The organism is Pseudomonas sp. SIMBA_041 (assembly GCF_046535095.1).
GTDB lineage: Bacteria > Pseudomonadota > Gammaproteobacteria > Pseudomonadales > Pseudomonadaceae > Aquipseudomonas > Aquipseudomonas mucoides.
In genome coordinates this window covers 1-259 of record NZ_JAWRXJ010000517.1, presented here as the reverse complement: position 1 = coordinate 259, position 259 = coordinate 1, and the positions used below count along the sequence as shown (strand labels likewise).

Annotated in this window: 1 protein-coding gene; it reads left to right on the top strand. The window is 67.6% G+C overall.

All coding sequences use genetic code 11. The features are described from left to right. Positions 1-259, top strand: a 259-nt coding sequence (locus tag SB725_RS32155; RefSeq protein WP_410923541.1) for a hypothetical protein, incomplete at both ends; no start/stop codon positions are given.

Here is a 259-nt window from a genome sequence, read left to right as displayed (position 1 = left end):
CACACGCTGATGGACGAGAACCGCCGCGCGTTCTACGAATACCACGCCGCGATGATGGAGCCGTGGGACGGCCCGGCCGCGATCGCGTTCACCGACGGCCGCCAGATCGGCGCGACGCTCGACCGCAACGGCCTGCGCCCGGCGCGCTACATCGTGACCGACGACGATCTCGTGATCATGGCGTCGGAAGCCGGCACGCTGCCGATCCCCGAATCGAAGATCGTCAAGAAGTGGCGCCTGCAGCCGGGCAAGATGTTCC